The following is a 23,123-nucleotide window of genomic DNA, read 5'->3' as shown; positions in this document are numbered from 1 at the left end:
CCGCCAGCCCGGCCGGCGTGTCCACGGCCACCACCCGCCCGGCGTCGATGATCGCGACCCGGTCGCACAGCCGCTCGGCCTCTTCCATGAAGTGGGTGACCAGCAGCACCGTGACGCCGGCCGCACGCACCCGCTCGACCATCTCCCACGCGATCCGCCGCGCGTGCGGGTCCAGCCCGGTGGTCAGCTCGTCCAGCACCACCACCCGCGGATTGCCCACCATCGCCAGCGCCACCGCGAGCCGCTGCTTCTGCCCGCCGGACAGCTTCCCGAAGCGCGCCCCGGCCTTGTCGTTCAGGTCCCACTGCGTCAGCAGCCGCCCGACGTCGGCCGGCTCGCGGTAGAAGGACGCGTACAGCTCCAGCGCCTCGCGCACCTGGATCTTGGCCGGCAGCCGGCTCTCCTGCAGCTGCACCCCGAGCAGCTGCCGGACCTCTTCCCGGTCCCGGTCCCGGTCCGGGTCCAGGCCCAGCACCCGGACCACGCCGCCGTCGGGCGTCCGCAGGCCACTGATGCACTCGACGGTCGTCGTCTTCCCGGCGCCGTTCGGCCCGAGGATCCCGAAGATCTCCCCCGCGCCGACCTCGAAGGAGACGTCGGCCACGGCGGTGGTGTCGCCGTAGGTCTTAGTGAGGTTCCGTACCTCGATCGCTGCCATGCCTCAAGATTCGCGGTCGGGCACCCTGGAGCGGATCGACCGGCAAGCTCGTCCCGAGCGACGATGCGGTGGATACCGCATCCACCGATCGGTGGATGCGCGTCAGCCGTCAGACCGCGTGGTAGATGTTCTGCGCGTCCACGAGCCCGCGCCGGATCAGGTCCTCGGCCGAGTCCGCGGCCCGGTCCACGTTGTAGTCCAGCTCCTTCTTCTCCACCGAGGAGAAGTCCTTCAGCACGAAGTCCGCGGGATCCTGCCGCCCCGGCGGCCGTCCCACGCCGAAGCGCACGCGGTAGTAGTCCTTCGTCCCGAGTGCCGAGGTGATGGAGCGCAGGCCGTTGTGGCCGTTGTCGCCGCCGCCGAGCTTCAGCCGCAGCGTGCCGTAGTCCACATCGAGTTCGTCGTGCACCACGATGATTTGCGCCGGCTCGATTTTGTAGAAGTCCCGCAGCGCCTTCACCGGGCCGCCGGACAGATTCATGAACGTCTTCGGCTTGGCCAGCACCACTCGCGGCCCGCCGACCCCGAGCCGGCCCTCGACGACGTCCGCCCGCGCCTTGTGCGACTTGAACTTGCCACCGACGCGCGAGGCCAGCAGGTCCACGACCATGAAGCCGGCGTTGTGCCGGTTCCCGGCGTAGCCGGGCCCGGGATTGCCGAGGCCCGCGATCAAATAGAGCTGATCGCGGGCCTCGGCGGTGGTCATGACGACCAGGATAGCGGGGTTGGGAGTGCCTACTCCGCAGACTCCTGGGAGCCGGACTCGCCGGCCCCGCCCTCGGCGCTCTCGGCACCCTCGGCGGCCGCCTCGGCGCGGGTCACGACGACCTGCAGGACCAGCTGGTCCCCGTCGGTGATCAGCTCCGAGCCCGGGGGCAGCTCCAGGTCGCGGGCGAAGAGCTGGAAGCCCTCCTCCTTGCGGTCCACGTCGACCTCGATGCCGGTCGGGATGTGCGTGGCCTCGGCGGTGACGGTCAGGTTGTTCAGCGAGTGGTCCAGGACCGCGCCGCCGACGACCTCGCCGACGATGGTGATCGGGATGTCCACGGTGACCTTCTCGCCGCTGCGCACCAGCAGCAGGTCCACGTGCTCCAGGGTCCGCTTGACCGGGTCCTTCTGCACGTCCTTCGGCAGCGCCATCTGGCCCTTGCCGTCACCGAAGTCCAGGTTCAGCAGGACGTTCGGGGTCCGCAGCGCGATCATCAGGTCGTGGCCCGGCAGCAGCACGTGCCGCACGGACTCGCCGTGGCCGTACACGACGCCCGGGATCTTGCCGGCAGCGCGGGCACGGCGGGCGAAGCCCTTGCCGAACTCGGTGCGGTCCTCGGCGCTTATGCGGATCTCAGCCATTTCGTTCTCCTTGTTTCGTCGATAACGGCGCGGGGACGACCGTCCCACGCCCTCGCCGGACAAAGGTCCAGCTTAGCCTGCACAAACGAGTGCTCCGAACCAAAGTGGTCCGGAGCACTGGTGAGCCAGGCTCAATGCAAACTCAGTGGTTGTGATCGTCGAACATCGACGTGACCGAACCGTCCTCGAACACCTCGCGGATGGCCCGGGCCAGCATCGGCGCGATCGACAGCACCGTCATCTTGTCGAACCGCTTCTCGTCCGGGATCGGCAGCGTGTTGGTGAAGATCACCTCGCTGATCCGCGAGTTCTTCAGCCGGTCCACGGCCGGGTCCGACAGCACCGCGTGCGTCGCGGCGATGATGACCTCGGCGGCGCCGTTCTCGAACAGCGCCTCGGCGGCGGCGCAGATGGTCCCGGCGGTGTCCACCATGTCGTCGACCAGGACACAGGTGCGCCCCTTCACGTCGCCGACGATCTCGTGGACGGAGACCGTGTTCGGGATGTTCGGGTCGCGGCGCTTGTGCACGATCGCCAGCGGCGTGTTCAGGCGGTCGGTCCAGCGGTCGGCGGTGCGCACCCGGCCGGCGTCGGGGGAGACCACCGTCAGCTTCGACGTGTCGTACTTGCCGCGGATGTAGTCCAGCAGCAGCGGCAGCGCGAACAGGTGGTCCACCGGGCCGTCGAAGTAGCCCTGGATCTGGTCGGTGTGCAGGTCCACGGCCATCAGCCGGTCGGCGCCGGCGGTGGCGAAGAAGTCCGCCATCAGGCGGGCCGAGATCGGCTCGCGGCCCTTGTGCTTCTTGTCCTGGCGCGCGTAGCCGTAGAAGGGAGTGATCACGGTGATCCGCTTCGAGGAGGCGCGCTTGAGCGCGTCCACCATGATCAGCTGCTCCATGATCGAGTGGTTGATCGGAGCCGAGTGGCACTGGATCACGAAGGCGTCGCTGCCGCGCACCGACTCCTCGAAACGGGTGTAGATCTCCCCGTTCGCGAAGTCGTGCGCCTTCATGGGGGCGATCTCGACCCCCAGCTCTTCGGCGACTTCCTGGGCCAGCTCGGGATAGGCACGTCCGGTGAAGAGCATGAGCTTCTTCTCACCGGTGGTCTTGAGGCCGGTCACGGTGGGTTCTCCTAAGAGACGAGGGGCCGTAGCTCTTTCATACTCTCAGACGCAACGAGCTGTTCAGACCGTGTCCCCCTGCGCTTCCGCCTCGCTGCCTGTGGGATTCGTCTCAACGGCCGTCTGCACGCTCTGCGCGGCGCGCTCGATCGCACGCTCCGCCGCCTGCGCCGCGACCGATCCCGGACGCTTGCGCGCGACGTAGCCGGCGATGTTCCGCTGCCGTCCGCGAGCCACCGCGAGTTCGCCGGGACCCACCGGCATGTTCACCGCGGAACCGGCCGCGATGTAGGCGCCGTCCGCGACCTCCGCGGGCGCGATCAGCGTCGTGTTGGTGCCGACGAAGGCGTGGTCCCCGATCCGCGTCGGGAACTTGTCGTAGCCGTCGTAGTTGGCGGTGATGACGCCGGCGCCGATGTTGCAGCCCGCGCCGATCGTCGCGTCGCCGATGTAGGCCAGGTGCGGGACCTTCGTGCCGTCGCCGATCGTCGACTTCTTCATCTCCACGAAGCCGCCGGCCTTCGACTTGCGGCCGAGCTTGGTCCCGGGGCGCAGGTAGGTGTACGGCCCGACGTTCGCCTCCGGCCCGATCTCGGCGCCGTCGGTCGTGGCGTTGGTGACCCGCGCGCGTTCCCCGACGACCGTGTCCTTCAACGTGCAGTTCGGCCCGACGTCCGCCCCGGCGGCGATCCGGGTCGCGCCCTCCAGCTGGGTGTTGGGCCGGATCGTGGCGTCCGGCTCCAGGGTGACGTGCACGTCGATCCACGTGGTCGCCGGGTCGACGATGGTGACGCCCTCGACCATCCAGCGCCGGGTGATCCGCTGGTTCATCAGCCGCCGCAGGTCGGCCAGCTGCGCGCGGTCGTTGGCGGCCAGCACCTCGTGGTAGTCGGCGGCGACCACGGCGCCGACCGGCCGGCCGTCCCCGACGGCGATCGCCAGCACGTCGGTCAGCAGCTCCTCGCCCTGCGCGTTGTTCGTGGTGAGCCGGCCGAGCGCCTCGCGCAGGATCTTGCCGTCGAAGGCGAAGATCCCGGAGTTGATCTCGTGGATCGTGGCCTGAATCGGCGTGCAGTCCTTCTCCTCGACGATGCCGAGCACGCGGCCCTCGGCCGTGCCGTCCGGCTCCCGCAGGATCCGGCCCAGCCCCTTCGGGTCCGGCACCACGGCCGTGAGGTCGGTAACTGCGTTCCCGGCCTGCTCGTGCACGGCGATCAGATGCCGCAGCGTGTCCCCGGTGACCATGGCGCCGTCGCCGAGCAGCACCAGCACGGTGCCCTCGGGCTCCTCGCCGCCGGCGGTCAGCGCCTCCAGCGCCAGCCGTGCGGCCTGCCCAGTCCCGTTCTGCGGGTCCTGCACGACGATCCGCGCCTCCGGCGCGACTGCCTCGACGTGCGGCGCGACCAGATCGCGGCCCTTGCCCACGACCACCGCCAGCCGGCGCGGCGCCAGCTCCTGCGCCGCGGCCACGACGTGGCCGAGCATCGTGCGCCCGCACAGCTCGTGCAGCACCTTCGGCGTCGCGGATTTCATCCGCTTGCCCTCGCCGGCGGCCAGGATGATGACGGTCGGCGCGTGCTGGTCGGTCATGAAGTGACTCCTAGCGGTGGGTGCGATGCTGCGCGCCGCGCGGGGCGGCGTCGGTTCCCTAGGAGGGTAGCGATCGCGGGGAAGGGTTCGCGAGAAGCCCTCGCCGCACGGCAGACCAGGCGTCCCGGACGCCGCCAGAGCTCCGCCACCAGGACTCGAACCTGGACAAACAGATCCAAAGTCTGCTGGGCTGCCAATTACCCCATGGCGGATCGTCGTCGCCAGTTTCCCACATCCGGGGGTCTCCGCGCGCCGGGGTTTGGGGTCGGCGCGGGTCCGGAACGGGACGGGATCCGACACGGCCGAGACGTACTCCGATCCGACATCCAGGCGTCACCCGCCGTGTCATCCTTGTCACCCAACCTACGGCAGCGTAAGTTTCGGTCAGTCCCGCCCGATCCGCCAGCCCCGCAAGGGTGCTTCCCCCCTCGAGGCATGATCGCGATGACAGCAACCTCAGTGCCCCAGCAGTCCACCGCCGACGCCCCCGCCCTGGGAACGCTCGGGGGCGAGACCCAATCCTTCAAGGAGCGGATCGCCCTGAGCCTGTTCATCGGAGTCCCGTTCGTGGCCCTGGTGGCCGCCGTCCCGGTGGTCTGGGGGTGGGGGCTGACCTGGACCGATCTGATCATCTTGGTGGTGATGTACGCGATCAGCGGACACGGCGTCACGGTCGGCTTCCACCGCCTGTTCACCCACTCGTCCTTCAAGGCGAAGAAAGCACTGCGCGTGGGGCTGGCGATCGCCGGCTCGCTGGCGGTGCAGGGCCCGGTGATCCGCTGGGTCGCCGACCACCGCAAGCACCACCGCTACAGCGACCGCGACGGCGACCCGCACTCGCCGTGGCGCTACGGCGAGACCATGCCGGCGCTGATCAAGGGCATGTGGCACGCGCACATCGGCTGGCTGTTCGACCTGGAGCAGACCAGCCAGCAGCAGTACGCCCCGGACCTGCTCAAGGACCGGGCGATCGTGCGCGTCTCGCGCGCCTTCCCCTACCTGGCGCTGGCCTCGCTGCTGGTGCCGGCGGCCGTCGGCGGCCTGGTGACCTGGAGCTGGCAGGGGATACTGACCGCCTTCTTCTGGGGCTCGCTGGTGCGCATCAGCCTGCTGCACCACACCACCTGGTCGATCAACTCGATCTGCCACGCCGTGGGCGAGCGGCCGTTCCGCTCCCGCGACCGGTCCGGGAACGTGTGGTGGCTGGCGGTGCTGTCGATGGGCGAGTCCTGGCACAACCTGCACCACTCGGACCCGACAGCGGCCCGGCACGGGGTGCTGCGTGGACAGATCGACTCCTCGGCGCGGATCATCTGGGTGTTCGAGAAGTTCGGCTGGGTGCGCGACGTGCGCTGGCCGTCCCAGGAGCGGATCGCCATGAAGCTGGGCCGCGAAGCGACTCCGTGAGGCGACTCCGTGGCACGGCTCCGGAACGCGGCTCCGGAACGCGGCTCTGTGACACGGCTCCGTGACACGGCTCCGACGCGGCCACCGGGCGGGGTGCCCGGTCGCTTCTCCGGCATAATCGGAGGCAACCTCCGCCCCGGTCGCGTCATGTCGCGAGAAACCTGAGAGAATGCCCTGTGACTTCCCGAACCCCGGCACCGGCGTCCCGCACCCGGATGAGCGGCAAGGAACGGCGGGAGCAACTCATCGAGATCGGCAGGACCCTGTTCGCCGAGCGCGGCTTCGACGCCACCTCGGTGGAGGAGATCGCGACCAAGGCCGGCGTCTCCAAGCCGGTGGTGTACGAGCACTTCGGCGGTAAAGAAGGTCTGTACGCGGTCGTGGTGGACCGGGAGATGGCCAAGCTGCTGTCGATGGTGACCACGGGCCTGACCGGCGAGCACGCCCGCGAACTGCTGGAACAGGCCGCGTTCGCGCTGCTGGACTACATCGAGTCCAGCACGGACGGCTTCCGCATCCTGGTCCGCGACTCCCCGGTCACCACCTCCACCGGCAACTTCGCGTCCCTGATCTCCGACATCGCCTCCCAGGTCGAGGACCTGCTCGGGGTGCACTTCATGCACCGCGGCTACGACCCCAAGCTGGCCCCGATGTACGCGCAGATGCTGGTCGGCATGGTCGCGCTCACCGGGCAGTGGTGGCTCGACGTCCGCAAGCCGCCCAAGGCCGAGGTCGCCGCGCACCTGGTGAACCTGGCCTGGAACGGCTTGTCGCATCTGGAGGGCAACCCCCGGCTGATCGTGCAGGAGCAGGCCGAGGCGAAGGTCCGGCGGGCCGCCCGCAAGACGGAGCGCGCGGAGCGGGCTGAGCGCACCGAGCGCACGGAACGGACCGAGCGAGCCGACCAGGTTGCCGCGCCCGCGCGCACGCAGAAGGCCGCCGAGCGTACGCGGAAGACCAGCGAGCGGGCGCAGAAGGCCGCCGCGAAGCAGTAGTACCGCCGACGCGCGCTCCTAAGGCCTAATCCTCCCGGACCAGCACCGTCTCAGCCCCCGCCGACATGTTCGCCAGCACCCGTACGGCGGCCTCGTGCACCGTCACCGGGGCGTCCACGGCCTCCACATCGCCCCGGCTCAAAGCCTTGCGCCGCAACGTTTCCGACGCGGAAGCCAGCAGCGCGCGGTGCGTGTACTCGCCGCGCGTGGGGCCCTTCTTCCCCGTCGAGGAGTACAGGCGCAGCACCGGCTCCTCGCCACGGCCGGAGCTGGCCGCGACCTCTCGGGCGGCGCGCAGCAGCGCCTCGTGGGTCTCGTGGGTCTCCAGCCACGCCTCGTACTCGTCCTCGCGGCCCCCGACGGTGATCGTGCTGACCACCGACGAGATCTCCATCATGGAGTCCTCGATCAGGTCCACGAACTCGTCGCCGACGAACAGGATCCGGGCCTCGGCCTCGTTCAGGGCGTGGACCAGGTGCGCGCGGTCCAGGCGCCAGTCGAGCCAGGTGCAGACCAGGCCCATGTTGCTGGCCGCGAACAGGGTCTCGAAATGGACCGGGTGGTTGCGGGCGAGCACGGCGACCCGCTGGCCGCGCTGCAGCCGGTCGCTGCGGATCCCGGTCACGCACTTGCGGATCCGGGCGTCGAAGCCGGTCCAGTCCCACTCCTCGTCCCCGTAGGCGAGGACGGACCCGCGCGCGTTCTCGTCGAGGTTCACACGCACGATGTCGCCGAGCCAGTGGAACTCCACCGGGTCGCGCGTCTCAGTACTTTGCGTGGCAGGCATGCCCCGATTCTGGGCTGAATCAGTCCTGCGCGCCAGCAGTATGCGCGCGCAGGACTTACATTCCCCCCACGCCCTATCAGGCCAAAGTCACCAAAATCTGGTGCGCGTCCACGAACTGGCCGACGCCGCAGTCGACCGAGGCGACCACGCCGTCACGCCCAGCCTTCACGTGGTGTTCCATCTTCATGGCCTCCATGGTCACCAGGACCTGCCCGGCCTTCACCGGATCGCCGGCTGCCACGGCGATCGCGACCACCGTCCCGGGCACCTCGGCGGCGCCGTCATCTGCGGCGGAGGCGTCAGCGTCCGCCGGGAAGCGCGGCGTCGGCTTCCAGGCCGAGTGCCCGCCGTCGCTGTCGTCGATCCACACGACGGTGTCGTCCGCGACCCGCACGCGGCACAGCCGCTCGACGCCGTCCACCGCGACCCGGACCGAGTCAGGACCCAGATCCCTAAGTGATACCTCGTACTCGGCCCCACCGTGGATCAGGTACAGCGTCGAGCCGTCGAGCCGGTAGGTCACCGGCGTCTCCGGCGCCCGTCGGACGTCCTGCCGGGTCCACGCCGCGTTGGCGCCGTCGTAGGGGAGCAGCCGCCAGCCGGCCGGAGCGAAGGCGGTCGGGCCGCCGGCCGCACGGCGCCGGTGGACGGACACCGCGAGGGCCGCCGCGAGGTGCGCGGTGACGTCGGTCCGGTCTTCGGGCGCGGCCAGGGCGGGGTGCAGGTCGAGGAAGTCGGTGCGCGTGGTCCCGGCCAGGAAGTCGGGGTCCCGCAGGATCGCGACCAGCTGGTCGCGGTTGGTCTTCAGGCCCTGGATCCGCATGCCGGCCAGCGCCGAGGCCAGCTTCAGCGCCGCCTCGCTGCGGGTGGCACCGGTCGCGACCACCTTGGCCAGCATCGGGTCGTAGTAGTGGGAGACCACGCTGCCGCTGCGGACGCCGTCCTCATAACGGATCCCGGGTACGTCAGCGTGCTCATACAGGGCCAGGGTCCCGGGCGAGGGGATGTACTTGCGCGCCGGGTCCTCGGCGTAGAGGCGGACCTCGATCGCGTGGCCGTGCAGGCCTTCGGGGTCGGGCGCGGTCAGCTGCGCGCCGGAGGCCACCTCGAACTGCTTGCGGACCAGGTCCTGGCCCCAGACCTCTTCGGTGACCGGGTGCTCGACCTGGAGCCGGGTGTTCATCTCCAGGAAGTAGTAGGAGTCGTCGGTGTCGTCGAAGAGGAACTCCACGGTTCCGGCGCCGACGTAGCCGAGCTCGCGCACCAGCGCGCACGCGACCTCGCCCATCCGGGCCCGGACCGCCGCGCCGACCACCGGGGACGGCGCCTCCTCGACGACCTTCTGGTGGCGCCGCTGCACGGAGCACTCGCGCTCGCCGTAGAACACGGCGTTGCCGTGGCTGTCGCCGAAGACCTGGATCTCGATGTGCCGGGAGGCGTCCAGGTAGCGCTCCAGGAAGACAGTGCCGTCTCCGAACGCGGCTGCGGCCTCGCGGCGGGCTCCGGAGACCGCGTTCTCCAGCTCATCCACGCCCGAGACCAGGCGCATGCCCTTGCCGCCGCCGCCCGCGGAAGCCTTGACCAGCAACGGGAATCCGACGCCTTCACCGGCCTTGCGCCAGTCATCCGGCTCGTCGGTCGTCAGCAGCGCGTCCGGCAGCACCGGCACGCCGGCGGCCTTGGCGATGGCCTTCGCCTCGTGCTTGATGCCCATCTTCCGGATCGCGTCCGGCGAGGGTCCGACGAACACGATCCCGGCCTCGGCGCAGGCCTCGGCGAAGGCGGCGTTCTCCGACAGGAAGCCGTAGCCGGGGTGGACGGCGTCGGCGCCGGTTTTGCGGGCGGCTTCCAGGATCTTGGCGACGTCCAGATAGGACTCGGCGCTGGTGCTGCCGCCGAGGGCCACCGCGACGTCGGCTTCGCGCACGTGCGGCGCGTCGGCGTCCGGGTCGGAGTACACGGCGACGGTGCGCAGGCCCATCGCCTTGGCGGTGCGGAAGACCCGCCGGGCGATCTCGCCCCGGTTGGCCACCAGCACTGTCGAGAACGTCGGATACGTCGGCATGGCGTCACTGTCTCACAGGTTGGACAGACGTTAGGGGAGCTGTGAGCCGCGTCACCCTACATCCGGAAGGGTGCGAACTGGCGGGTTCCGACCACCGGTCCGGAGTCGATCGCGGACAGCGCGAGGCCCAGCACGGTGCGGCTCTCGCGCGGGTCGATGACGCCGTCGTCCCAGAGTCGGCCGCTGGCGTAGACGGCGTCGGACTGGCCGTCGACCATGGCCTCGATGAACTCGCGGGTCTGCGCGTCGGCGGCCTCGTCGTAGGGCTGGCCGGCCTTTTCAGCCTTCTGCCGCTGCACGATGGACATCACCCCGGCCAACTCCCGGCCGCCCATCACGGCGATGCGGTGGTTCGGCCAGGTGAAGACGAATCGGGGGTCGTAGGCGCGGCCGGACATGCCGTAGTTGCCGGCGCCGTAGGAGGCGCCGACCATCAGGGTCACGTGCGGGACGGTGGAGTTGGAGACGGCGTTGATCAGCTTGCTGCCGTCCTTGATGATGCCGCCGCGCTCGTAGCGGGAGCCGACCATGAAGCCGGTGATGTTCTGAACGAACAGCAGCGGGACCTCGCGGGCGTTGGCGAGCTGGATGAAGTGCGCGCCCTTGTTGGCCTCCTCGGAGAACAGGATGCCGTTGTTGGCCAGGATGCCGACGGGGTAGCCGTGGATCGAGCCCCAGCCGCAGACGAGCGTGGTGCCGTAGAGCGGCTTGAACTCGGAGAAGCGCGAGCCGTCGAGCACCCGGGCCAGGATCTCCCGGACCTCGACGGGGCGGCGCAGGTCCATCGGGGCGAGCGCCAGCAGGTCCTCGGCGGCGTACAGCGGTTCGTCGGGGCTCTCGGTGGGGCCGGGGCCCGCCTTGCGCCAGCGCAGATCGGCGACGATCTGGCGGCCGATGCGGATGGCGTCGCGCTCGTCGCGGGCGAGGTAGTCGGCCAGGCCCGAGACGCGGGCGTGCATGTCGGCGCCGCCGAGGGTCTCGTCGTCGGTGTCCTCGTTGATCGCCATCTTCACCAGCGGCGGCCCGCCGAGGTAGACGGCGGCCTGGTTCTTCACCATGACCGTGAACTCGCTCATGCCCGGCACGTAGGCGCCGCCGGCCGTCGAGGACCCGAACACGATGGACAGCGTCGGGATCCCGGCGGCCGACAGGCGCGAGATGCCCTTGAACGAGGCGCCGCCGGGCACGAAGATGTCCGCCTGCCGCGGCAGATCGGCGCCCGCGGACTCGGTCAGGGAGATGAGCGGCAGCCGGTTGCGCTCGGCGATCTCCAGCATCCGCAGCTGCTTGGCGACGCCCGCGGGGCCGACCGCGCCACCCTTCACGGTCGGATCGTTGGCGCCGATCATGCACTCGACGCCGGCCACGGTGCCGATGCCGGAGACCCCGCCGACGGTCTCGGCCGGATCGTGCGTGCCGGCGAGCGCGGCCAGTTCGAGGAACGGCGCGTCCTCGTCGAGGAGCAGGTCCAGCCGCTCGCGCACGAGCAGCTTGCCGCGCGAGCGGTGGCGCTCGGCGTACTTCTCACCGCCGCCGGCGAGCACTTTCTGCTGGAGTTCCCTGATGCGCGCCAGCGCCGCCAGCACCGCCTCGCGATCGGCGAGCGCCGTCTCCGAGGCGGGGTCCAGCTGGGAGCGGAGCACTGGCATGGCGGCCTCCGGGATGCGGTGCGGGTGCGGGGTGCGGTGCGGGATGCGGGGTGCGGTGCGGTGCGGGCACTACTCGTCGGTAACCTAAACCGGCCCGGGCAGGCACGCAATCGATCAGATCTCTTTGAGCATCCCCCCGTCGACGACGAACTCCGAGCCGTTGGTACTCCCCGACCGCGGCGAGGCCAACAGCACGATCGCGTCCGCCACCTCCTGCGGCTCCACGAACCGCCCGGTGCTCAGCCGCATCATCTCCGGCAACGTCTTGTCGAGCAGCGTGTCCCGATCAACGCCCATCGCCCCGGCGAACATGTCCGCGACACCACCCTCGTCGGTCCACCAATTGGTGCGCGTGACCCCCGGCGACACCGTGTTGACCCGCACCCCCTGCGGCCCGAACTCCTCGGACAGGCCCTTGGAGACATGACTGAGCGCGGCCTTGGCGGCGGCGTACTCGTAGTTGTTGGTCCCGGGCTGCCGCGCCAGGCTCGACGAGACATTGACGATCGTGCCGCCGCGCCCGACCAGATGCGGCAGCGCGACGCGCGTCAGCCGCATGACGGCGAACAGGTTGAACTCGAAGACGGCCTGCCAATCGGTATCGGTCCCACCCAGAAACGGCCCACGCGGCAACACGACACCGGGCGGCGGCCCACCGGCGTTGTTGACGAGGATGTCAAGGCCGCCGAAGGCTTCAACAGCCCGCTCCACAAGCTCGCCCGGAAACTCCGGATCCATAAGATCGCCGGCCACATGCAGCAGATTCGGCCCGGCCAGATCCCCCAACCCCGCCGACCCAGAACGCGAGGCGACGACGACGAACGCGCCCTCCTCCAGCAGAGTGCGAACAACGGCAAGGCCAATACCCTTGCTCCCACCGGTGACGACGGCAACGCGGCCACGCAACGCGAGGTCCATGCGGACTCCTTGAGCTCGATGAAGTGGTTGAAATCGCAACCACTCATCGATCGTGCGCCGCGCGGGGACGGCGCGCTGGCGGGCTTCGGACCGGTCATCACGGCAGATAGCAGACGGCCGGCAGCCCCACGCCGTGTGCCTCGCGCCACGCCCACTGTCGGCCGAACTTTATCGGCGAGTCTTGGCGTCGGCATTGACCGGCGCCGCAGCCGGCGGCGATCCTGACCTTGGTTTCAGCGGCGCGCGCTCTCCATTGAGGTTGGTGGCCCCCTTTGGGTGGGGCGGCCCTACCCAAGCCGCGAAAACGAATGTCACTGCGGGCAGCGCGCAGCCGCCGCGGCACGCCAGGCAGTCCCGTGCGGTCGGCTCGGGAGGCCCGGTCCGACCCGCGCCGCCAGCCGCCTACCCCCGCCGCGCACCGCCCGCGATCAGTCCCGGCGCCCGTGCCACCAGCTCCGCGCCGGCCTTTGCGACCGAGCCTGTGTCGTGCGGGGGCTGGGGGTCGTACTCGATCCAGAGCTGTACCGCCTGCGCGAATTCGTCGCCTTCGATCAGGCCGGCGAGGGTCAGGGCCATGTCGATGCCTGAGGAGACGCCTGCTGCGGTGACTACTTTGCCGCGGCGGACTACGCGGTCGGGGGTGTAGTGGGCGCCGAAGGCTTCCAGTTCGGGGATGGCGTTCCAGTGGGTGGTGGCGTCGAGGTCGGTGAGGATGCCGGCTGCTCCGAGGAGGAGGCTGCCGGTGCAGACCGAGGTGGTCCAGGTGGTGGTTTCGTGCATGCGGGCTATCCAGTCGGTCAGGGGCTTGCGTGCCGCGTAGTCGCGGGTGCCGCGGCCGCCGGGGACCAGGAGGATGTCGCAGGTGGTGATGTCTTCGGGGGTGGCTTGGGCTTCGAGGACGAAGCCGCCGTCGGCGCCGCGGACCGGGCCCGGTTCGGTCGCCACGAACACCACCTCGGTGTCCGGCAGGAAGCGGAGGACGTCGTACGGGCCGACGACGTCCAGGGGCATGAAGCCGGGGAACAGGGGGATGGCGAGACGGGCCATGGTCGACTCCTGACTGATTCTTGCTGGTTCTTATCTGTGGCTGCTTGTGGCTACTTGTGGCTGCTGGTGGTTGCTGGCGGCTGCTGCTTGCGGGAGCTGAAATGCCGCCGGTACTCCCCGGGCGTCACCCGGATCGTCCGGTTGAAGGTGCGGTGCATGGTCTCGACCGTGCCGAAGCCGCAGGTCCGCGCGATACGGTCGAGTCCGTCGCCGGTGCTCTCCAGCAGCCGCCGCGCCGCCTCGATCCGCGCGGCCTCGACGTACGCCGCCACCGTCATCCCGGTCTCGGCCCGGAACACCCGCGAGAAGTGCCGCTCGCTCAAAGCCGCACGCCGCGCCAACGCCGGCAGACTCAGGTCCTCGTCGAGATGGTCGGCGATCCACGTCTGCGCCTCGCGCAACGCATCCCGCCCCGGACGCTGCGCCGCCAGCTGCGTGCTGAACTGCGCCTGACCGCCGGGCCGCTGCACGAACACCACCAGCTGCTTGGCGATGGCCCGCGCCGTCTCCGCCCCGTGATCGTCCTCGACGAGCGCCAACGCGAGATCCACGCCGGCCGTGACCCCGGCGGACGTCCAGATCGGATCATCGCGCACGAAAATCGGATCCGCCTCCACGCGGACCTCCGGGAACCGAGCGGCCAGATCGTCGCACGACTGCCAGTGCGTCACCGCACGCCGGCCGTCCAACAACCCCGCCGCGGCCAGCAGAAACGCCCCGGAGCACACCGATGTCACGCGCCGCGCTCGACCTGCCGCAGCCCGAACCCACTCGACGTACTCGGGAGAATCGCAAGCGTCGCGAACCCCCATCCCACCGACCACAACCAACGTGTCGATCGGCGACGAGACGGCGGAGGTGGCGACGGAGGCGGAGGCCAAGCCGGAGGCATCGGCCAGCGTCCGATGCGGCACAACAGCCAAACCGTCAGACGCCACCACCGGATCAGCCGACGCAGCCACGACCTCGGTCGCGTACCGGCGTCCGCCGTCCAACGGAAACAACCGATCAGCCTGCGAGAACACCTCCAACGGCCCGCTGAGATCGAGCAGCTGGAACCGCGGAAAGACCAGGAACACCACGCGGCGGCTCATATCTAAAAGGGTCGCCGCCGCCGACGGAGTCCGCAACGACACGTGAGTGACGAATCCGGCCACGAGGGCCGGCCGGATCCGTCACGCAGGCCCAGCAGGCCCAGCAGGCCCAGCGGGCCCAGCGCACCTACCTCACCCCGCCCCCTGCGCGGTGATCGCCGCGACCATCGCCTTCCCCACCTCAGGCCCCAGCACCTTGTAGTGACTCGTGACGTACGCACTCGAATCCAAGTTGCTGATCGCCCCCGCCGGGAACGCGTACCCCGGCCCCTGCATCGGCAGCATCGCACTCCAACACGACTCCGGCGTCGACAGCGCCCCGTGCCGGCCGATCGCCCCGAACTCGTCGCGCACGTCGGGATCGCGCACCGTCCCGGTCGTGTCCGGCTCGTTCCCGGCCATCCGCGAAGCCAGCTCGTACGCGATCCCGACCATGTTGTCGTGGTGCGAGTACGTCACGACCACCGGCCCCTGCAACCGCCCGCCGAACAACCCCGGCCGGAACAACCCGTCGTGCACCCCGTCCCACTGCTTGGCGAACCCGAACTGCGAGAACGCGCCCTGGATCAGCACCGCCGAGGACACCGGGAACGGCTCGCAGTTCGCCAGCGCCGAGGCCATCACCCGCGCCCCGAAACTGTGCCCCGCCAGGTGCAGCCGTACCTGCGGCCGCGCCGCGCGCACCGCCGCCAGCACCGGCACCAGCCCCCGGCCGACGGCACCGGACCGCGCCTTCATCTCGTAGTAGGTCGACAGGTTCATCACCGCCGAGATCCCGTCCTCCAGCGGCCCGAACTTATCCAGCAGCGCCTCGGGGTCCAGGCCGAAGAACGTGGCCTGGTGGTCGCCGGGGTTGGCGTACTCCGCCGCGTCCGGCAGGCCCACGATGCTGGCGCTCACCCGCGCGCGGACCCGGGTGACGAACGACGCCGCGGAGCGGCGGCTCGGATCGTTGACGAGCGCGGCCGCCTCGGGGTCCGGCGGGTCGTCGAATCGCTTGGACGGCCACAGGATCCCGAGCACGGCCAGTCCCGGCGGCGCCCCGCCGACCTGCGCGATGGCCGCGGTGAGCCCGGTGTAGAGGTCCTGCGCACGCAACGGGTCGTCCAACCAGCCGTGCGAGAGCACGAGCAGGTCCGTCACGTCCGCGCCGAGGGCCACCTCCGGGGCGACGCCTCGCAGTAGGGGATCGGCCACTTGACCGTCCGCTCCGAATGACAACTCTCCGTATGCGAATCCGTTGAGGGTCACACCTGATTTGTCCCGCTCCGGACGGTCGGCGAAAAGTCCCGAGGCGGTTAATCTGAGATCACACCCGAGAAGGAGATTCCAGCCGTGGCCGACGACGTCCAGACCCCGAAGCTCCGTGAAGCATTGCGCGGCATCCCCGTCTACAAGGCGGGAAAGACCCCCGACACCTCCGCCTTCAAGCTGTCCTCGAATGAGAACCCTTACCCGCCGCTGCCGGGCGTGCTGGAGGCGGTGCAGAAGTCCGCGGAGAGCTTCAACCGCTACCCGGACATGGGCGTGTCGGCGCTGAGCGCGGAGATCGCCGAGCGGTTCGGCGTGCCGGTGGAGCACGTGGCCACCGGGACCGGCTCGGTCGGCGTGGCGCAGCAGCTGCTGCAGGCCACCTCGGGCCCGGGCGACGAGGTGATCTACGCCTGGCGCTCCTTCGAGGCGTACCCGATCATCACGCAGATCTCCGGCGCCACCTCGGTGCAGGTGCCGCTGGCCCCGGGCGAGCACCACGACCTGGACGCGATGGCCGCCGCGGTGACCGACCGCACGCGCCTGATCTTCGTGTGCAACCCGAACAACCCGACCGGCGTCGCGATCTCCAAGGACGACCTGGTGCGGTTCCTGGACCGAGTCCCGAGCGACCTGCTGGTCGTGATCGACGAGGCGTACCGCGAGTTCGTGCGGGACGACAGCATCCCGGACGGCGTGGAGATCTACCGCGACCGCCCGAACGTCGCGGTCCTGCGCACCTTCTCCAAGGCCTACGGCCTGGCCGGTCTGCGCGTCGGCTTCGCGATCGCGCACGAACCGGTGGCCGCCGCGCTGCGCCAGACCGCCGTGCCGTTCGGCGTGAACAGCCTGGCGCAGGTGGCCGCGATCGAGTCGCTGCGGGCCGAGAAGCAGTTGCTGGAGCGCTGCGAGGCGCTGGTCCAGGAGCGCACGCGGGTCACCGAGGCGCTGCGCGAGCAGGGCTGGACCGTGCCGGAGAGCCAGGCCAACTTCATCTGGCTCCGGCTGGGCGAGCGCACCGCGGAGTTCGCCGCGAAGGCCGAGGCCTCCGGCATCGTGGTGCGGCCGTTCGCCGGCGAGGGCGCGCGGATCACCATCGCCGAGGTCGAGGCGAACGACATCCTGCTGCGGGTCGCGGCCGAGTTCCGGGACTAGCCGGGACTAGCCGGAAGGTAGACAACAGGCGGGGTGGCGGCGGCAGCACCGCCGCCACCTTCCCTTGTACAAAGCGCCGTCCCGCGACCTTCGGCCTAGACTCGGATCGATGTCCGAATCACGTGAATCGCCCGGAATAGCCGACCTGCAGGACGCCCTGGCCGCGTCCCGCCGCCGCGAGTCCTGGCTGTCGGCGGCCTCGGACGTCATCACCCTGATGCTGATCGCCGAGGACCCGCACGAGGTCCTCACCCTGGTCGCGGAGCGGGCCCGCGAGGCGTCCGGCGCCGACCACTGCTCGCTGCTGCTCCAGCACGAGGACGGCAGCTGGCGCATCGACGTGGCCACCGGGCTGGCCGCCGACAAGGTGCGCGGCGCGGCGGTGGAGCCGTACCGGCGGTCGGTGAAGGTGGCGATCACCGGTCGGGCGTTCGCGATGGAGGCCGGCGACGCGCACCGCGAGGAACTGGCGCCGCCCTACCGGGCGTTCGGCGCCGTCGTCTACGCCGCACTGGCCCAGCGCGACGACCGGCCGATCGGCACGCTGGTCCTGGCCAACGCGCCGGGCGGCCGCACCTTCGACGACGAGGACGCCCGCCTGGCCACCGCCTTCGCGCACCAGGCGGGCCTCGCGCTGGCGCTGACCGAGGCCCGCGCCGCCGAGGACCGGCTGGCCGTCTACGCCGACCGCGAGCGCATCGCGCGGGACCTGCACGACCTCACCATCCAGCGGATCTTCGCCGCCGGCCTGTCCCTGCAGACCCTGAGCCGCCGCCTGAGCACCCCCGGCCCGGACCTGCCGTCCGCCACCGAGCGGCTGGACGGCGTCATCGACGAACTGGACGCCGCGATCGCCGAGATCCGCACCACGATCTTCGACCTCCAGCTCACCGCCGACCAGGAGGCCACCTCGACCCGCGCGCGGGTGCTGCGCGAAGCCTCCCGCGCGGCCCGGATCCTCGGCTTCGAGCCCTCGGTCCGCTTCACCGGCCCGCTGGACTCCCTCGTCGGCGGCGACACCGGCGCGCACCTGGTCGCCGCGGTCCGCGAAACCCTGGCCAACGCGGCCAAACACGCCGGCGCGACCCGGGTCGAGGTGGTGGTGACCGTGGAGACGGGACCCGCGACCACGCTGACCCTCGACGTCCTCGACGACGGCGGCCGCCCGATGCCGCGCTGGCGCCCCAACCCGCGCACCTCCCGCCAGGGCCTGTCGAACCTGGCCGCCCGGGCCCGCGAGCTCGGCGGCAGCTTCCACGCCGGGCCCGCCGACGGGGACCAGGGCACGCGCGTGACGTGGCGCGTGCCGCTGTAGCTGTAGCTGTAGCTGTAGCTGTAGCTGTAGCTGTAGCTGTAGCTGTAGCTGTAGCTGTAGCTGTAGAGCTAGTCCTAGCTCTTGGCCGGATAGCGCACCCGATCAACGCCCACGCACCAAAAGAGCCCGGCTGCGGCGACCACACGCACCGCAGCCGGGCTCCTCCCCCGATCCAGGCAGGTCAGAAGGCAGATCAGAAGCCGGATCAGCAGGCGCGAGTCAGACCACCTGGATGGTGGCCATCATCCCCATGTCCTCGTGCTCCAGGTTGTGGCAGTGCGCGACGTACCGCCCCCGGTAGGAGTCGAACCGCACCGCGAAGGTGATCTCAGAGCCCGGAGACAGCTCCACGGTGTCCTTCCAGCCGTGGTCGTACTCCCCGAGGCCGCCGGAGCCGCGGCCGGTGACCTGGAAGTGCGCGCCGTGCAGGTGGACGGGATGCCGCTCGACGGAGGTCACCGTCCACTGCTCGGTCTTGCCGAACTCCGGCTTCAGCAACGGATGTGCCGGGTCGAAGGCCTCCCCGTTCATGTGCCACTGGCTGCCGTCCAGCGCGAAGACCAGGCGCCGCTTGGCCCCGTCCACCGTCAGCTTCTCGATGGCGGACAGCGTCCCCGGGACCGAGGAGTCGTCGGAGGCCTGGGACGTCACCTTGAACTGCATCACCTGGCCGGCGCCCCCGCTGTCGGCGGAGTTCTTCAAGGTCACCGTCGAGCCGACCGGGTACTTGGAGAAGTCCACGACCACGTCGAAACGCTCGGCGGGGGACATGTGCAGCGTCGAGTGCGTCACCGGCGAGGCCAGCAGGCCGCCGTCGGAGCCGACCTGGATGAAGGTGCCGCCGCCGGGGCCGTCCAGCTTTAGCTCGTAGCGGCGCGCGTTGGAGGCGTTGACGATCCGCAGCCGGTACTTGACCGCCGCGACCTCCAGGTACGGCCAGGGCGCGCCGTTCACCAGGATCACGTCGCCCTGCGCGCCAGCGGCGATCGACTTGTCCATGCTCGGTTTCCCAAGCAGCGTCGGGTCCTTCTCCGGATAGATCAGCTGGCCGTCGGCGTCGAAGGCGCGGTCGGAGATCATCAGCGGGATCTCGCGCTCGCCCTTGGGCAGCGGCAGTTTGTCGTCCTCGGCGTCGCGCACCACGCAGAGCCCGAACAGACCGCGCCAGACCTGCACGCCGCTGAAGTCCATGCGGTGGTCGTGGTACCAGAGCGTGGCGGCGCGCTGGTTGAGCGGGAAGACGTAGTCCCGCCGCACCGCGGTCAGGTGCGCCTGCGGGTCCGCCATCGACGGCATGCCGCCCATGCCGTCCATCCCGGGCATCGACCCGGCCATACCCGGGTTCGCCATGTCCGCGAGCGCCTGCGGGAACACCAGGTCCGTCGGGAACCCGTCATCGCTGGGCGGGGTCAGGCCGCCGTGCAGGTGGGTGACGATCGGCACCGGCAGCTGGTTGGTCTGGTGCACGACCATCGGCGTGCCGGCGTGCACGTCCAGGTACGGCCCCGGGAACGTCCCGTTGTAGCCGAAGATCTTCGTCTTGTACCCGGGCAGGATCTCGACCTCGGCCTGCTTCAGCGCCATCGAGTAGTGCACGCCCTGGGCGTCGGTCGAATCCGGGGCCAGGGGCTTCAGGATCGGCAGCGGCACGGTGTAGGGCTGCGGCAGCTTCGCCTTGCTCGTCAGGGTCCCGGGGTTGATGCCGTCGCTGCCGGGCTTCGCGCAACCGGCGAGCGCCGGCGCGAGCACCGCGGCCGCTCCGGCGCCGCCGAACAGCCGCAGCGCGCCTCGGCGGGACAGGCGGAGGCTGTTCATTCGGCGACCACGGGCTTGTGCGGGCGCATGATCATCGGCATGAGCTGCGCGACGCCGCCCATCATGATGACGCCGAGCGGGATGTGGATCCACATGACGTGGCCGTATCCGGCCCCGGTCTGCAGGATCTCGACGAGGAACAGCGCGGCCGACGTGGTGAACGCCGCGCGCGGGACCAGGCCCCGGCGCCAGGCCGGGACCGCCAGGACGGTCATGACCAGGCACAGAGCCACCACGATCGTGGCGTTGGTGGCGTGCATGTCGATGGCCGAGTCCTGCCCCGAAAGGAACAGCCCGGCCATGATCGGTTGCAACAGGAAGGAAAGCGCGTGGAGCACAGCGACCACGCGCAGAGCCGGAAGCATTTAGTACGTCCCCCTCGACGTATTCGTCTCTCACCGTTCGCGATGACCTCACGAGACTGGCACGGGGAATTGATCTACGCGTCCCTCAGCGGGAGTCAGCAGGCGTACTCCACCGGAAGTACCCCGGCCGTGCCGCCGCGGGCGGTGCGTATCGCCGGCGGGACGTAGGCTGGACGGGCCATGACGAACGACGCCCCCGCCCCCGACCACGCCCGGACCGCGCCCCCGGTCGACCAGCTCGACCTGGCCGCCGTCGAGGCGCAGCTGAACCGCACGCCGCGCGGCGTACGCCGGGTCGCGCACCGCTGCCCGTGCGGCAACCCGGACGTGGTGGAGACCGCGCCGCGGCTGCCCGACGGCACGCCGTTCCCGACGCTGTTCTACCTGACCTGCCCCAAGGCGGCCTCGGCGATCGGCACCCTGGAGGCCTCGGGCCTGATGAAGGAGATGACCGAGCGGCTGCAGACCGATCCGGAGTTGGCCGAGGCCTACCGCGCCGCGGACGAGGAGTACCGCGCCCGGCGTGACGAGATCGAGGTGCTGGAGGGCTTCCCGACCGCCGGCGGCATGCCGGACCGGGTGAAGTGCCTGCACGTCCTGGTCGGCCACGCGCTGGCCGCCGGCCCCGGGGTGAACCCGCTGGGCGACGAAGCGCTGGCACTGCTGCCCGAGTGGTGGAAGGCCGGCCCCTGTGTGGAACCGGGTGCATAGCGGAACATGAACGACATGACGAAGCGCGTCGCCGCGATCGACTGCGGCACCAACTCCATCAGGCTGCTGATCGCCGACGTCCACCCCAAGACCGGCAAGACCGAGGACGTGGTGCGCGAGATGCGCATCGTCCGGCTCGGCGAGGGCGTGGACGCCACCGGGCGGCTGGCGCCGGCCGCGCTGGAGCGCACCTTCGCGGCCTGCCTGGAGTACCAGGACCTGATCGAGCGCAACAGCGGCGGCACGCCGATCCCGCTGCGCTTCGTCGCCACCAGCGCCACCCGCGACGCCGAGAACCGGCGGGAGTTCGTCGAGGGCGTGAAGGGCATCCTGGGCGTGGAGCCGTACGTGGCCACCGGCGACGAGGAGGCGCGGTTCTCCTTCACCGGCGCCACCTCCGAGCTGCCGCACGACCGGCACCAGGCGCCCTACCTCGTCATCGACATCGGCGGCGGGTCGACGGAGTTCGTGCTCGGCGACGGCGAGCGCGGGGTGATCGCGGCGCGCAGCGTCGACATGGGCAGCGTGCGGATGTACGAGCGGCACCTGAAGGGCGCCGCGGTCGCGACCGAGGCCCAGGTCAAGGCGGCCCGCGCGGACATCGAGAAGCTGATCGACCGCGCCGCCGACGCGGTACCGCTGGACGAGGCGCGCACCCTGGTCGGCCTGGCCGGCACCGTGACCACGCTCGGCGCGGTCGCGCTGGACCTGGAGGAGTACGACTCCTCGCGCGTCCACCTCTCGCACCTCTCGCTGGGCCGGATCCGGGACCTCACCACCCGGCTGCTCGGGATGACCGCCGAGGAGCGCAAGGCGGTCCCGGTGATCCACCCCGGGCGCGCCGACGTGATCGGGGCCGGGGCGCTGATCCTGCTGGCGATCATGGAGCGGGTGGCGCCGAGCCTGACGGTGCCCGAGGTCGTGGTGAGCGAGCGGGACATCCTCGACGGGATCGCGGCGAGCATCGCCTGAGGGCTCTGCTTGAGGGCTCTGCTTGAGGGCCGGAGTGCGGGCCCGGCCGTCTGCGGACCCGACTTGATTGAGGGCCCGGCCGTCTGACCTGCGAAGTGCACCCCGAGGCCGCTGTCACCGCGTATCCACCAGTGACATCGGCCTTCGGGCTTTCACACGAGGGAAGCGGGTCGGGGTGGACCAGGCGGTCAGGGAGCAGGAGTTCACGGAGTTCGCGATAGCACGCGCCGAAAAGCTCCGCCGGACGGCGTTCCTGCTGTGCGGGGACTGGCATCGCGCGCAGGACCTCACGCAGATCAGCCTGGCGAAGGCGTACGCGGCGTGGCACCGGATCCACGGTGACCGGGCCGTCGAGGCCTACGTGCGGCAGATCATCGTGCGCGAGTTCCTGAGCCAGCAACGCCGCCGGTCCTGGCACGAACAGCCGTCCGACGCGCTGCCGGAGCAGGCGCTGGACGGCGGGCAGGAGCGGGCCGAGCTGCGCTTGTCGCTGCTGGCGGCGCTGGCGCGGCTGGCGCCGAAGCGGCGGGCCGTCGTCGTCCTGCGGTACTGGGAGGACCGCAGTGTCGAGGAGACGGCGTCAGTGCTTCGGATGAGCAGGTCCGCGGTGAAGTCCGCGAGCCTGCGCGCCCTGGCCGATCTGCGGGTCCTGCTCGACGAGGACCTGCGGGTCTGAGCACCCCGCGGCCCATTTCCCACGGACGCGATTGGAGTTTCCTCATGACGTCTGAAGACAGTTTCCGCGACCGGCTGGAAACCGAGCTGGGTGCGTTGCGCGCGCCGGCGATCGGCGGCATCGCCGGCGAGGCGCTGGCGCACGGCCGCCGGATCCGGCGGCGGGAGCGGGTGGCCGGCG

20 protein-coding genes, 1 tRNA gene and 1 pseudogene are annotated in these 23,123 nt (G+C 70.5%); 7 read left to right on the top strand and 15 right to left on the bottom strand.

Annotated features, from left to right (window positions below):
* The 6 genes from GWK61_RS35870 to GWK61_RS35845 form a co-directional block, all read right to left on the bottom strand.
* Window positions 1-658: ABC transporter ATP-binding protein (locus GWK61_RS35870; RefSeq protein ID WP_194916150.1), on the bottom strand; the 658-nt coding region annotated here is incomplete at its 3' end.
* A 109-nt stretch (window positions 659-767) separates the two neighbouring features.
* Window positions 768-1,364: an aminoacyl-tRNA hydrolase gene (gene pth, locus GWK61_RS35865; RefSeq protein ID WP_194916149.1), complete on the bottom strand. Its 597-nt coding sequence runs from the start codon at window positions 1,362-1,364 to the stop codon at window positions 768-770.
* Window positions 1,365-1,393: 29 nt separating this feature from the next.
* On the bottom strand, window positions 1,394-2,008 hold the full coding sequence (locus tag GWK61_RS35860) for a 50S ribosomal protein L25/general stress protein Ctc (protein ID WP_194916148.1): 615 nt from the start codon (window positions 2,006-2,008) through the stop codon (window positions 1,394-1,396).
* Window positions 2,009-2,150: 142 nt separating this feature from the next.
* The gene (locus tag GWK61_RS35855; protein ID WP_194916147.1) at window positions 2,151-3,131 is read right to left on the bottom strand and encodes a ribose-phosphate diphosphokinase; all 981 of its coding nucleotides are present in this window, start codon (window positions 3,129-3,131) and stop codon (window positions 2,151-2,153) included.
* A 63-nt stretch (window positions 3,132-3,194) separates the two neighbouring features.
* On the bottom strand, window positions 3,195-4,721 hold the full coding sequence (glmU, locus tag GWK61_RS35850; protein ID WP_194916146.1) for a bifunctional UDP-N-acetylglucosamine diphosphorylase/glucosamine-1-phosphate N-acetyltransferase GlmU: 1,527 nt from the start codon (window positions 4,719-4,721) through the stop codon (window positions 3,195-3,197).
* 140 nt (window positions 4,722-4,861) lie between these two features.
* Window positions 4,862-4,933 (bottom strand) — tRNA-Gln (locus tag GWK61_RS35845).
* Window positions 4,934-5,165: 232 nt separating this feature from the next.
* Here GWK61_RS35845 and GWK61_RS35840 point away from each other — a divergent pair.
* Together GWK61_RS35840 and GWK61_RS35835 are read left to right on the top strand one after the other, a co-directional pair.
* Window positions 5,166-6,128: an acyl-CoA desaturase gene (locus GWK61_RS35840; protein ID WP_194916145.1), complete on the top strand. Its 963-nt coding sequence runs from the start codon at window positions 5,166-5,168 to the stop codon at window positions 6,126-6,128.
* A 161-nt stretch (window positions 6,129-6,289) separates the two neighbouring features.
* Window positions 6,290-6,928 (top strand): annotated as a pseudogene (locus tag GWK61_RS35835) (TetR family transcriptional regulator); the annotation flags it as partial.
* A 220-nt stretch (window positions 6,929-7,148) separates the two neighbouring features.
* On the opposite strand, the gene GWK61_RS35830 reads toward GWK61_RS35835, so the two are convergent.
* The 7 genes from GWK61_RS35830 to GWK61_RS35800 all read right to left on the bottom strand — a co-directional run bounded on the left by GWK61_RS35830 (window position 7,149) and on the right by GWK61_RS35800 (window position 15,880).
* Window positions 7,149-7,910: an AMP-binding protein gene (locus tag GWK61_RS35830; protein WP_194916144.1), complete on the bottom strand. Its 762-nt coding sequence runs from the start codon at window positions 7,908-7,910 to the stop codon at window positions 7,149-7,151.
* Between the two features lie 76 nt (window positions 7,911-7,986).
* A complete protein-coding gene (locus GWK61_RS35825) occupies window positions 7,987-9,975 on the bottom strand; it encodes an ATP-binding protein (protein WP_194916143.1) in 1,989 nt (662 codons plus the stop codon).
* Between the two features lie 56 nt (window positions 9,976-10,031).
* Window positions 10,032-11,624, bottom strand: a complete 1,593-nt coding sequence (locus GWK61_RS35820) for an acyl-CoA carboxylase subunit beta (protein WP_194916142.1) — start codon at window positions 11,622-11,624, stop codon at window positions 10,032-10,034.
* Window positions 11,625-11,738: 114 nt separating this feature from the next.
* On the bottom strand, window positions 11,739-12,542 hold the full coding sequence (locus tag GWK61_RS35815) for an SDR family NAD(P)-dependent oxidoreductase (RefSeq protein WP_194916141.1): 804 nt from the start codon (window positions 12,540-12,542) through the stop codon (window positions 11,739-11,741).
* A 402-nt stretch (window positions 12,543-12,944) separates the two neighbouring features.
* A complete protein-coding gene (locus GWK61_RS35810) occupies window positions 12,945-13,589 on the bottom strand; it encodes a DJ-1/PfpI family protein (protein WP_194916140.1) in 645 nt (214 codons plus the stop codon).
* 50 nt (window positions 13,590-13,639) lie between these two features.
* The gene (locus tag GWK61_RS35805; protein WP_194916139.1) at window positions 13,640-14,683 is read right to left on the bottom strand and encodes a GlxA family transcriptional regulator; all 1,044 of its coding nucleotides are present in this window, start codon (window positions 14,681-14,683) and stop codon (window positions 13,640-13,642) included.
* A gap of 132 nt (window positions 14,684-14,815) precedes the next feature.
* Window positions 14,816-15,880 carry a hypothetical protein gene (locus GWK61_RS35800; RefSeq protein WP_194916138.1) on the bottom strand — a complete coding sequence of 355 codons (1,065 nt, stop codon included), beginning with the start codon at window positions 15,878-15,880 and terminating at the stop codon, window positions 14,816-14,818.
* A gap of 138 nt (window positions 15,881-16,018) precedes the next feature.
* Here GWK61_RS35800 and hisC point away from each other — a divergent pair, with 138 nt between their 5' ends.
* Together hisC and GWK61_RS35790 are read left to right on the top strand one after the other, a co-directional pair.
* A complete protein-coding gene (hisC, locus tag GWK61_RS35795) occupies window positions 16,019-17,089 on the top strand; it encodes a histidinol-phosphate transaminase (RefSeq protein ID WP_194916137.1) in 1,071 nt (356 codons plus the stop codon).
* Window positions 17,090-17,198: 109 nt separating this feature from the next.
* Window positions 17,199-18,404 (top strand): GAF domain-containing sensor histidine kinase, encoded by a 1,206-nt coding sequence (locus GWK61_RS35790; RefSeq protein WP_194916136.1) that lies wholly within the window; start codon window positions 17,199-17,201, stop codon window positions 18,402-18,404.
* Between the two features lie 219 nt (window positions 18,405-18,623).
* Here GWK61_RS35790 and GWK61_RS35785 read toward each other — a convergent pair whose 3' ends face one another.
* Together GWK61_RS35785 and GWK61_RS35780 are read right to left on the bottom strand one after the other, a co-directional pair.
* Window positions 18,624-20,219: a multicopper oxidase family protein gene (locus GWK61_RS35785; protein WP_194916135.1), complete on the bottom strand. Its 1,596-nt coding sequence runs from the start codon at window positions 20,217-20,219 to the stop codon at window positions 18,624-18,626.
* The gene (locus GWK61_RS35780; protein ID WP_194916134.1) at window positions 20,216-20,584 is read right to left on the bottom strand and encodes a hypothetical protein; all 369 of its coding nucleotides are present in this window, start codon (window positions 20,582-20,584) and stop codon (window positions 20,216-20,218) included. Before GWK61_RS35780 ends, GWK61_RS35785 begins: the two co-directional genes overlap by 4 nt.
* Window positions 20,585-20,764: 180 nt before the next feature.
* On the opposite strand from GWK61_RS35780, the gene GWK61_RS35775 reads away from it, so the two are divergent.
* The 3 genes from GWK61_RS35775 (at window position 20,765) to GWK61_RS35765 (ending at window position 22,943) form a co-directional block, all read left to right on the top strand.
* Entirely contained in the window at window positions 20,765-21,295 is a 531-nt protein-coding gene (locus GWK61_RS35775; protein ID WP_194916133.1) for a DUF501 domain-containing protein, read from the top strand.
* 15 nt (window positions 21,296-21,310) lie between these two features.
* On the top strand, window positions 21,311-22,267 hold the full coding sequence (locus GWK61_RS35770; protein WP_194916132.1) for a Ppx/GppA phosphatase family protein: 957 nt from the start codon (window positions 21,311-21,313) through the stop codon (window positions 22,265-22,267).
* A gap of 175 nt (window positions 22,268-22,442) precedes the next feature.
* Complete coding sequence (locus GWK61_RS35765) at window positions 22,443-22,943, top strand: SigE family RNA polymerase sigma factor (protein ID WP_194916131.1); 501 nt, start codon at window positions 22,443-22,445, stop codon at window positions 22,941-22,943.
* The last annotated feature ends 180 nt before the right edge of the window (window positions 22,944-23,123 follow it).

This window comes from Catenulispora rubra (assembly GCF_015356825.1).
In the GTDB taxonomy this organism is placed as follows: domain Bacteria; phylum Actinomycetota; class Actinomycetes; order Streptomycetales; family Catenulisporaceae; genus Catenulispora; species Catenulispora rubra.
Note: the sequence above shows the minus strand (reverse complement) of the source record. Positions and strands in the feature narration are given on the sequence as shown.

What these genes read in the sequence shown, in the direction of transcription:
- GWK61_RS35785 (WP_194916135.1), bottom strand. Translation starts at nt 20,219, where the DNA reads ATGAACAGCCTCCGCCTGTCCCGCCGAGGCGCGCTGCGGCTGTTCGGC.
- glmU (WP_194916146.1), bottom strand. Translation starts at nt 4,721, where the DNA reads ATGACCGACCAGCACGCGCCGACCGTCATCATCCTGGCCGCCGGCGAG.
- GWK61_RS35775 (WP_194916133.1), top strand. Translation starts at nt 20,765, where the DNA reads ATGACGAACGACGCCCCCGCCCCCGACCACGCCCGGACCGCGCCCCCG.
- GWK61_RS35770 (WP_194916132.1), top strand. Translation starts at nt 21,311, where the DNA reads ATGACGAAGCGCGTCGCCGCGATCGACTGCGGCACCAACTCCATCAGG.
- GWK61_RS35810 (WP_194916140.1), bottom strand. Translation starts at nt 13,589, where the DNA reads ATGGCCCGTCTCGCCATCCCCCTGTTCCCCGGCTTCATGCCCCTGGAC.
- GWK61_RS35790 (WP_194916136.1), top strand. Translation starts at nt 17,199, where the DNA reads ATGTCCGAATCACGTGAATCGCCCGGAATAGCCGACCTGCAGGACGCC.
- GWK61_RS35825 (WP_194916143.1), bottom strand. Translation starts at nt 9,975, where the DNA reads ATGCCGACGTATCCGACGTTCTCGACAGTGCTGGTGGCCAACCGGGGC.
- GWK61_RS35840 (WP_194916145.1), top strand. Translation starts at nt 5,166, where the DNA reads ATGACAGCAACCTCAGTGCCCCAGCAGTCCACCGCCGACGCCCCCGCC.
- GWK61_RS35820 (WP_194916142.1), bottom strand. Translation starts at nt 11,624, where the DNA reads ATGCCAGTGCTCCGCTCCCAGCTGGACCCCGCCTCGGAGACGGCGCTC.
- GWK61_RS35860 (WP_194916148.1), bottom strand. Translation starts at nt 2,008, where the DNA reads ATGGCTGAGATCCGCATAAGCGCCGAGGACCGCACCGAGTTCGGCAAG.
- GWK61_RS35830 (WP_194916144.1), bottom strand. Translation starts at nt 7,910, where the DNA reads ATGCCTGCCACGCAAAGTACTGAGACGCGCGACCCGGTGGAGTTCCAC.
- GWK61_RS35805 (WP_194916139.1), bottom strand. Translation starts at nt 14,683, where the DNA reads ATGAGCCGCCGCGTGGTGTTCCTGGTCTTTCCGCGGTTCCAGCTGCTC.
- GWK61_RS35815 (WP_194916141.1), bottom strand. Translation starts at nt 12,542, where the DNA reads ATGGACCTCGCGTTGCGTGGCCGCGTTGCCGTCGTCACCGGTGGGAGC.
- GWK61_RS35780 (WP_194916134.1), bottom strand. Translation starts at nt 20,584, where the DNA reads ATGCTTCCGGCTCTGCGCGTGGTCGCTGTGCTCCACGCGCTTTCCTTC.
- pth (WP_194916149.1), bottom strand. Translation starts at nt 1,364, where the DNA reads ATGACCACCGCCGAGGCCCGCGATCAGCTCTATTTGATCGCGGGCCTC.